This is a genomic window from Streptomyces sp. NPDC054847 (genome assembly GCF_053610925.1).
This window is the reverse complement of record NZ_JBSGZJ010000338.1, coordinates 1-7,793: the sequence shown is the minus strand read 5'-3', so window position 1 is coordinate 7,793 and position 7,793 is coordinate 1. Positions and strand designations below refer to the sequence as shown.

The following is a 7,793-nucleotide window of genomic DNA, read 5'->3' as shown; positions in this document are numbered from 1 at the left end:
TGAGGGTCCCCCACGCCGCCAGGCGTAGGGGAGGAGCCCCCGAAACACCGCGCGGGGCGCGGTGGCGCGTCCGGGCGGAGGCCGGTTCGGGAAGTGGAGCCCCCACGGCCGCAAGGCCGTAGGGGCAGATTGAGGGCACCGCCCGCAGGGCGGTACGGGCCCGGGGCCTGCCCCGGTTCGGGAAGGGGCGGGGAGGGGAACACACAGCGGAGCTTCAGCTCCGCTCCCGTTCCTCCACGTACGCGTTGTACGCCGCCACCTGCGCCCTCCGTGCCACCCGTTCCACCGGCCGCAGCGCCTCGCCCCGCGCCGCCATCTCCGACGCGCTCACCGCGCCGCCGTGCCCGTTCTCGTACGCCACGGAGATCAGCAGGCCGATCCGCTGCGCGAGCTCCAGCACCCGCACCGCGCGCGGCGGATAGCCGGGGGCCAGTGTCTCGGCAGCGCCGCGCCGCGCCCGGGCCCGGTACGCGTCGAGTGCCGCCTCCGCCACCGGCCCCGACGCCGCCACGTCGAGCCGTGTCAGTGTCTCCGTCGCGTCCCGCAGTCCTTCCGCGAGTTCACGCTCCGCCTCGCCGAGCGACGGCACGTCCGCCGGGGGCGCGTCCCGTACCGGCAGGCAGTGCCAGACGACCTCGACGTGGACGTCACCGGCCGGACCCGCTTCGTGGACCTCGGGCACCAGCCCGTACGCGGCCCCCGTCGCGACGACCGCTTCCTCCGCCTCCAGCGCCCGCGCGTTGAACGCCGGCGGACCGCTGAGCCCCAGAGGGTGTCCGGGGGCGGGAAGAGCGACCCGGAAACCGGTCACACCGAGCCCCCGCAGGCGCCCCAGCGCCAGAGTGAGACCGACCGGAGCCGTCTCCCCGGGCAGGCCCTCGACGCGGTGCACCGCGTCGTCGCCGACGATCGCATGCACGGCGTCGTCCGGTGACACAAGTCCGGCAAGAAGGGCATTTCCCCATGCCGCCAACCGTCCTGAGCGTGGTTCCGAAAGCATGTCACCAGCCTAGGGACCGGGCCGGGCGACCGGAGCACTCACCCGGTGGCGTAGGTTTTCCCTGGGTGGTGTGCCCACAGGTGCACAAAAGCACCCGAATCACACCCGAACACCTCAAGACGACTGCATGGGGAGACTACGCGCTCATGAGCGATGTACTGGAGCTGGTGGACGTATCCGTGGTCCGCGACGGACGCGCTCTGGTGGACGACGTCTCCTGGTCGGTCAAGGAAGGCGAGCGCTGGGTGATTCTCGGCCCCAACGGCGCCGGCAAGACCACCCTCCTCAACCTCGCCTCCAGCTATCTCTTCCCGACCAACGGCAAGGTGCAGATCCTCGGCGACCGCCTCGGCGCCGTCGACGTCTTCGAACTGCGGCCCCGCATCGGCATGGCAGGCATCGCCATGGCGGACAAGCTGCCCAAGCGCCAGACCGTCCTTCAGACGGTGCTGACCGCCGCCTACGGCATGACCGCGACCTGGCACGAGGACTACGACGAGGTCGACGAGCAGCGTGCCCGCGCGTTCCTCGACCGCCTCGGCATGACCGAGTACCTGGACCGCAAGTTCGGCACGCTCTCCGAGGGCGAGCGCAAGCGCACCCTGATCGCCCGCGCCATGATGACCGACCCCGAGCTGCTGCTCCTCGACGAGCCCGCCGCCGGGCTCGACCTCGGCGGCCGCGAGGACCTGGTCCGCCGCCTCGGCCGGCTCGCCCGTGACCCGTACGCCCCCTCCATGATCATGGTCACCCACCATGTCGAGGAGATCGCGCCCGGATTCACGCACGTCCTGATGATCCGCCAGGGCAAGGTGCTCGCCGCGGGACCGATGGAGACCGAGCTGACCTCCCGTAACCTCTCGCTCTGCTTCGGCCTGCCGCTCGTCGTCGAGCGCAACGGCGAGCGCTGGTCCGCCCAGGGACTCCCGCTCGGCTGAACTCCCGCCGGCGCGCCGCCTCAACGACGACTCCCACAGGCGCGATTCCTTCACTCGCGACTCCTCCGCGGGCAACTCCCTTACGGACGACTGCTTTAAGGGCAAGGTGACACGACCGCGCCCCCTGTCCCGAGCGTGCCCGACGGACCTACCATGCCCATGTGGACATCGACGCATGGGTGTGGTGGCTGATCGGCGCGGTCGGACTGGGCATTCCGCTCGTGCTGACCGCCATGCCGGAATTCGGAATGTTCTCCGCGGGCGCGGTGGCAGCGGCCGTCGTGGCGGCGGTCGGCGGCGGCACGGTCGCCCAGGTGCTCGTGTTCGCGGCGGTGTCGGTGGCGCTCATCGCCGTCGTACGCCCGATCGCCATGCGGCACAGATCGCAGAGTCCCGGCTTCGCCAGCGGTGTGGACGCCCTGAAGGGCCGTCAGGCCATCGTGCTGGAACGGGTCGACGGCAACGGCGGCCGGATCAAGCTGGCCGGCGAGGTCTGGTCCGCCCGCGCCTTCGACGCGACCATGGCCTACGAAGAAGGCCAGCAGGTCGACGTCATAGAGATCGACGGGGCGACCGCCGTCGTCATGTGACGCACGCTCCACCCGCCCGGCGCCCCGTTCCGCACGGATTGAGCGTGGAACGGCCTGAAGCCACCGGGCAGAACGGGCCGAACGCCACACAGAGCAGCCCGTGTTCTGGGAAACTGATCATCGGACTCATCCGGCAGCGAAGGGCACAGGGAACGCGATGCAACCGATCATCATCGTCCTGATCATTCTGGTGGTGCTGGTCTTCATCGCCCTGATCAAGACGATCCAGGTCATCCCGCAGGCCAGCGCCGCCATCGTCGAGCGCTTCGGACGCTACACCCGCACCCTCAACGCGGGCCTGAACATCGTCGTCCCGTTCATCGACTCCATCCGCAACCGCATCGACCTGCGCGAGCAGGTCGTCCCCTTCCCGCCCCAGCCGGTGATCACCCAGGACAACCTGGTCGTCAACATCGACACCGTCATCTACTACCAGGTGACCGATGCCCGCGCCGCGACCTACGAGGTCGCCAGCTACATCCAGGCCATCGAGCAGCTCACCGTCACCACCCTGCGCAACATCATCGGCGGCATGGACCTCGAGCGGACCCTGACCTCCCGCGAGGAGATCAACGCGGCCCTGCGCGGCGTCCTCGACGAGGCGACCGGCAAGTGGGGCATCCGCGTCAACCGCGTCGAGCTCAAGGCCATCGAGCCGCCCACCTCCATCCAGGACTCGATGGAGAAGCAGATGCGCGCCGACCGTGACAAGCGCGCCGCGATCCTCACCGCCGAAGGCATCCGGCAGTCGCAGATCCTGACCGCCGAAGGTGAGAAGCAGTCGGCGATCCTGCGCGCAGAAGGTGAGGCCAAGGCGGCCGCGCTCCGGGCAGAGGGCGAGGCCCAGGCCATCCGTACCGTCTTCGAGTCCATCCATGCCGGAGACGCCGACCAGAAGCTGCTCGCCTACCAGTACCTGCAGATGCTCCCGAAGATCGCGGAGGGCGACGCCAACAAGCTCTGGATCGTCCCCAGCGAGATCGGCGACGCCCTCAAGGGCCTCAGCGGCGCCATGGGCAACTTCAACCCCATGGCCGGCATGGGCGGCGGCTCCGTGCCCAAGCAGACCGGCGGCAACGGCACCGAACGCCGCGAGCAGCCCCCCATCGACTGACGCCCACGCTCCTTCATGCATGATCGGTGAGGCCCCTCGACCTTGGAGGCGGGGAGGCGACTCACGGACCATGTAAGGAGATGGCGTTGTCCATCTGGGAAGCACTGGCGGTATTCGCGGCCGGCGTGGGAGCCGGCACCATCAACACCATCGTCGGCTCCGGCACCCTGATCACCTTCCCGGTGCTGCTCGCCACCGGGCTGCCACCGATCACGGCGAACGTCTCCAACGCCCTGGGACTCGTCCCCGGCTCCATCAGCGGCGCCATCGGCTACCGCGCCGAGCTGCGCGGACAGACCGGCCGGGTCCTTCGCCTCGGAGTCACGGCGCTCCTCGGCGGGCTGGCCGGCGCGATCCTGCTTCTCGCCCTGCCCTCCGACGCGTTCGACACGATCGTCCCCGTACTGATCGCGCTCGCCCTGATCCTCATCATCGTCCAGCCGCGCCTGACCAAGGCCGTGCAGCGGCGCCACGCGGCACGCGGCACCGAGCCGCGCCCGAACGGCGGCCCCGCCCTGCACACCGGCCTGCTCCTCGCCAGCGCGTACGGCGGCTACTTCGGCGCTGCCCAGGGGATCCTCTACCTCTCCCTCATGGGCCTGCTCCTCGACGACAGCCTTCAGCGGATGAACGCCGTGAAGAACGTCCTGGGCGCCGTGGTCAACGGAGTCGCCGCCGTCTTCTTCCTCTTCGTCGCCGAGTTCGACTGGACCGCCGTCCTGCTGATCGCCGTCGGATCGGCCATCGGCGGACAACTCGGCGCCGGCATCGGCCGCAAGCTCAAGCCGGCCGTGCTGCGCGGCGTCATCGTCGTCGTCGGCACTGTCGCCATCGTGCAGCTCCTGCTCCGCTGAGACGACGAAGACCCGCCCCCTGTCCAGGGGAGCGGGTCTCGTCTCGTCGTCACTCCTACGCGGCAGGCTGCGCCGCCAGCCAGTCCGGCAGCGCCGCACGCTCGCCCGACCGCAGCCCCAGCAGCATCGCGTCCGCCGGCGACGGCACGAACGGCTCGTGCAGCAGCGGCATCCCCGCCTGCTCCGGCGTGCGGTCCGCCTTGCGGTGGTTGTCCTCGGCGCAGGACGCCACCGTGTTCAGCCAGCTGTCCGCGCCACCGTGCGATTTCGGCACCACGTGGTCCACCGTCGTGGCACGCCGCCCGCAGTACGCGCACCGGTGCTGGTCCCTCACCAGCACACCCCGCCTCGACCACGGCGCCTGTCTTCGGAACGGCACCCGTACGTATCTGCAGAGCCTGATCACCCGGGGCACCGGAAGATCCACCGCCGCCGCACGCACCCGGAGCGCCGGGTGGGACTGCTCGACCACGGCCTTGTCCTGAAGAACCAGCACGACCGCGCGGTTGAGCGTCACCGTCGACAACGGCTCGAAGCTCGCATTGAGCACCAGTGTGTCCCGCATCCTGCCCACCTCCGTTCGCCGGCCCGGCCCCCGTCGGCGGGCATCAGCCTGGATCAACTCTGGCCGGGCGCGCCGAGATGGACAACGCAATATCTGTGCCTTGCCGGGGGAGGACACCTGAACCCCTGGCAACAAAACTGCCCTGCCCTGATCTCTCCAAGACCAGGGCAGGGCAAACTCCGGACGAACTCTCGGCCGACCTCTCGGCCGAAATGTCAGCCCTCCGCGGGGGCTTCGTACTCGCCGATCAGCTGGGCGCGCGCGATCGTGTGGAAGCGCAGGTTGAAGCCGACGACCGCGGGAGAGGCGTCGGAGTCCGGTCCGAGCTTCTCGGTGTCCACCGCGTACACGGTGAAGACGTACCGGTGCCTCTCGCCCGCCGGCGGAGCGGCCCCGCCGAAGTCCTTCGTCCCGTAGTCGTTACGGGCATGGATCACGCCGTCGGGCAGCCCCTCGAACTTCCCGCCGCCCGCACCCGCCGGCAGCTCCGTCACCGACGCCGGGATGTCGAAGAGCACCCAGTGCCAGAAACCACTGCCGGTCGGCGCGTCCGGGTCGAAGCACGTCACCGCGAAGCTCTTGGTCTCCGCGGGAAAGCCCTCCCAGCGCAGATGCGGCGAGGTGTTGCCCGCCGCCTGGACCTGGGAGTCCTTCAGCACCGACCCCGGCTCGACGTCGTCGCTCACCACCGTGAACGACGGCACTGCCGGATGAAAGTCGTGGGGAAGCGGAGCCCTCTTGAGCTCGGTCACGTCAAACCCTCCGAATCGGCCGTTCTGCGTCTCGCGTACTGCCTCTCGTTCCGAGACTAGAGCCAGTTGCGACGGCCGCCGACATCCGCCAGCCACTGGTTGAGGTAGGCCGCCCAGTCGGTCGACCGGAAGTCCTCGTGGTCCACCTTGAAAGCCTTGTACGAGTCGCTGCTCTCACTGAAGAGGCCCGGCTTCTTGTCCATCTCCAAGATGACGTCCATCTCGCGGTCGTCGGCGACGAACGTCAGCTCGACCTGGTTCAGCCCGCGGTACTGCTGCGGCGGGAGGAACTCGATCTCCTGGTAGAACGGCAGCCGCTGACGCGTCCCGCGGATGTGACCGCGCTCCATGTCGGCGCTCTTGAAGCGGAAACCGAGCTGGACGAAGGCGTCGAGGATCGCCTGCTGAGCCGGCAGCGGGTGCACATGGATCGGGTCGAGGTCGCCCGAGTCCACGGCGCGCGCGATCTCCAGCTCCGTCGTCACACCGATGTCCATCCCGCGCAGCTGCTGTCCCTCGATGGTGGTGATAGGGGTCTCCCACGGGATCTCCAGGCCGAAGGGGACCACGTGCACCGCTCCGGCCTTCACTACGAAGGCACCGCCGAGCCGCTGCTTGGTGAACTCGATGTCCTGCTTGACCTCCTGGTCACCGCCCTCGACCTCGACGCGGGCCCGCAGACCGACGGACAGCCCCTCGATCTGCTGATCCACCGAGCCGCCCTGGATACGAACCTCGCCCTGGACGACACCGCCGGGGACGACGTTCGCCTCGGTCAGCTCCGTCTCCACGGAGGCACCGCCGGCACCCATGCTCGCAAGCAGCTTCTTGAAGCCCATGTCCACTCCTTCTTGGTCCTGACCCCTACATACGCCCGATGACCGTAGTCGGTTCCCCCCGGCATCGAGCGGATCCCCGGTACGCTCGATCGCGATGATCGAGAGCTCCGACCGTACGCCGCTGCCCCGGGACTATTTCGACCGCCCGGTGCTGGAGGTCGCACCCGACCTTCTCGGCTGCACACTGACCCGCCTGACCGACGACGGCCCCATCGAGCTGCGCATCACGGAGGTGGAGGCGTACGCGGGAGAGGCCGACCCCGGCTCGCACGCCTTCCGCGGCCGAACCGCACGCAACGAGGTGATGTTCGGCCCGCCGGGGCACGCATACGTCTACTTCACCTACGGAATGTGGCACTGCCTCAATGTGGTGTGCGGACCGGAGGGCCGGGCGAGCGGAGTCCTGCTCCGCGCCGGCGAGGTGACAGTGGGCGCCGACCTGGCGCGCAAACGACGACTCTCGGCCCGCCATGACAAGGAACTGGCCAAAGGCCCCGCCCGGCTGGCCACCGCGCTCGATGTGGACCGCAGTCTCAACGGAGCCGACTTCTGCCTCGGCCCGGACGCGCCCCTCTCTCTTCTCCCGGGACGCCGGCCGACGCCCGACCAGGTCAGGAACGGCCCGCGTACAGGGGTGGGCGGCGAAGGCGCATTCCATCCGTGGCGCTACTGGATAGACAGCGACCCGACGGTCAGTCCTTACCGGGCCCACGTGCCGCGCCGCAGGCCCTCGACGCAACTTGACTCGGATGCCGGGGACGCCTAATGTAGCCCGAGCCGCTTGAGACGGAGCACTGCTGTTCAGCAGATCCGGAGCGGCCATCCACTACTTACGACAAACCCAAATGGGTGCGGTTTCGGCATGCCGGAATTCAAACCCGGACTCGATTATGAGTCGCCTGGGAAATCCGCTAAAGTAGTGGACACGCCGGAGGGCCGAAAGGCCGGAAAGCACACCGAGGAAATCGGATCGGAAAGATCTGATAGAGTCGGAAACGCAAGACCGGAGGGAAGCGCCCGGAGGAAAGCCCCAGAAAATGTTCTGCGGGTGAGTACAAAGGAAGCGTCCGTTCCTTGAGAACTCAACAGTGTGCCAAAAATCAACGCCAGATATGTTGATACCCCGTCCATCTTCGGATGG

At 68.7% G+C, this 7,793-nt stretch carries 10 protein-coding genes; 5 read left to right on the top strand and 5 right to left on the bottom strand.

Translation table 11 applies throughout. The features are described 5' to 3' along the window. Nucleotides 1-214: 214 nt before the first annotated feature. The gene (locus ACWGH4_RS26340) at nt 215-1,000 is read right to left on the bottom strand and encodes a hypothetical protein (protein WP_453465337.1); all 786 of its coding nucleotides are present in this window, start codon (nt 998-1,000) and stop codon (nt 215-217) included. Nucleotides 1,001-1,146: 146 nt separating this feature from the next. Here ACWGH4_RS26340 and ACWGH4_RS26335 point away from each other — a divergent pair, with 146 nt between their 5' ends. The 4 genes from ACWGH4_RS26335 (at nt 1,147) to ACWGH4_RS26320 (ending at nt 4,496) form a co-directional block, all read left to right on the top strand. Then, nucleotides 1,147-1,938: an ATP-binding cassette domain-containing protein gene (locus tag ACWGH4_RS26335; protein WP_441267251.1), complete on the top strand. Its 792-nt coding sequence runs from the start codon at nt 1,147-1,149 to the stop codon at nt 1,936-1,938. Between the two features lie 161 nt (nt 1,939-2,099). Beyond that, nucleotides 2,100-2,528, top strand: a complete 429-nt coding sequence (locus ACWGH4_RS26330) for an NfeD family protein (protein ID WP_453465335.1) — start codon at nt 2,100-2,102, stop codon at nt 2,526-2,528. 157 nt (nt 2,529-2,685) lie between these two features. Next, a complete protein-coding gene (locus tag ACWGH4_RS26325) occupies nt 2,686-3,642 on the top strand; it encodes an SPFH domain-containing protein (protein WP_100106479.1) in 957 nt (318 codons plus the stop codon). Nucleotides 3,643-3,722: 80 nt separating this feature from the next. Next, nucleotides 3,723-4,496, top strand: a complete 774-nt coding sequence (locus ACWGH4_RS26320; RefSeq protein ID WP_441267253.1) for a TSUP family transporter — start codon at nt 3,723-3,725, stop codon at nt 4,494-4,496. A 55-nt stretch (nt 4,497-4,551) separates the two neighbouring features. Here ACWGH4_RS26320 and ACWGH4_RS26315 read toward each other — a convergent pair whose 3' ends face one another. From ACWGH4_RS26315 to ACWGH4_RS26305, 3 genes are all read right to left on the bottom strand, one after another. Beyond that, nucleotides 4,552-5,061 carry an HNH endonuclease gene (locus ACWGH4_RS26315; RefSeq protein WP_159693308.1) on the bottom strand — a complete coding sequence of 170 codons (510 nt, stop codon included), beginning with the start codon at nt 5,059-5,061 and terminating at the stop codon, nt 4,552-4,554. Nucleotides 5,062-5,276: 215 nt separating this feature from the next. After that, nucleotides 5,277-5,813: a YbhB/YbcL family Raf kinase inhibitor-like protein gene (locus ACWGH4_RS26310; protein ID WP_453465332.1), complete on the bottom strand. Its 537-nt coding sequence runs from the start codon at nt 5,811-5,813 to the stop codon at nt 5,277-5,279. Nucleotides 5,814-5,869: 56 nt separating this feature from the next. Beyond that, on the bottom strand, nt 5,870-6,652 hold the full coding sequence (locus ACWGH4_RS26305; RefSeq protein ID WP_453465330.1) for a sporulation protein: 783 nt from the start codon (nt 6,650-6,652) through the stop codon (nt 5,870-5,872). 94 nt (nt 6,653-6,746) lie between these two features. Between ACWGH4_RS26305 and ACWGH4_RS26300 the strand changes: the two genes are divergently transcribed. After that, nucleotides 6,747-7,418 (top strand): DNA-3-methyladenine glycosylase, encoded by a 672-nt coding sequence (locus ACWGH4_RS26300; RefSeq protein ID WP_453465328.1) that lies wholly within the window; start codon nt 6,747-6,749, stop codon nt 7,416-7,418. 122 nt (nt 7,419-7,540) lie between these two features. Here the strand turns inward: ACWGH4_RS26300 and ACWGH4_RS26295 are convergent. Continuing rightward, nucleotides 7,541-7,793: hypothetical protein (locus tag ACWGH4_RS26295; RefSeq protein WP_453465326.1), on the bottom strand; the 253-nt coding region annotated here is incomplete at its 5' end.

Bases quoted from the DNA above. Each gene is read 5' to 3' on its own strand.
- ACWGH4_RS26340 (WP_453465337.1), bottom strand. From the start codon at position 1,000: ATGCTTTCGGAACCACGCTCAGGACGGTTGGCGGCATGGGGAAATGCC.
- ACWGH4_RS26335 (WP_441267251.1), top strand. From the start codon at position 1,147: ATGAGCGATGTACTGGAGCTGGTGGACGTATCCGTGGTCCGCGACGGA.
- ACWGH4_RS26325 (WP_100106479.1), top strand. From the start codon at position 2,686: ATGCAACCGATCATCATCGTCCTGATCATTCTGGTGGTGCTGGTCTTC.
- ACWGH4_RS26320 (WP_441267253.1), top strand. From the start codon at position 3,723: ATGGCGTTGTCCATCTGGGAAGCACTGGCGGTATTCGCGGCCGGCGTG.
- ACWGH4_RS26315 (WP_159693308.1), bottom strand. From the start codon at position 5,061: ATGCGGGACACACTGGTGCTCAATGCGAGCTTCGAGCCGTTGTCGACG.
- ACWGH4_RS26305 (WP_453465330.1), bottom strand. From the start codon at position 6,652: ATGGGCTTCAAGAAGCTGCTTGCGAGCATGGGTGCCGGCGGTGCCTCC.
- ACWGH4_RS26300 (WP_453465328.1), top strand. From the start codon at position 6,747: ATGATCGAGAGCTCCGACCGTACGCCGCTGCCCCGGGACTATTTCGAC.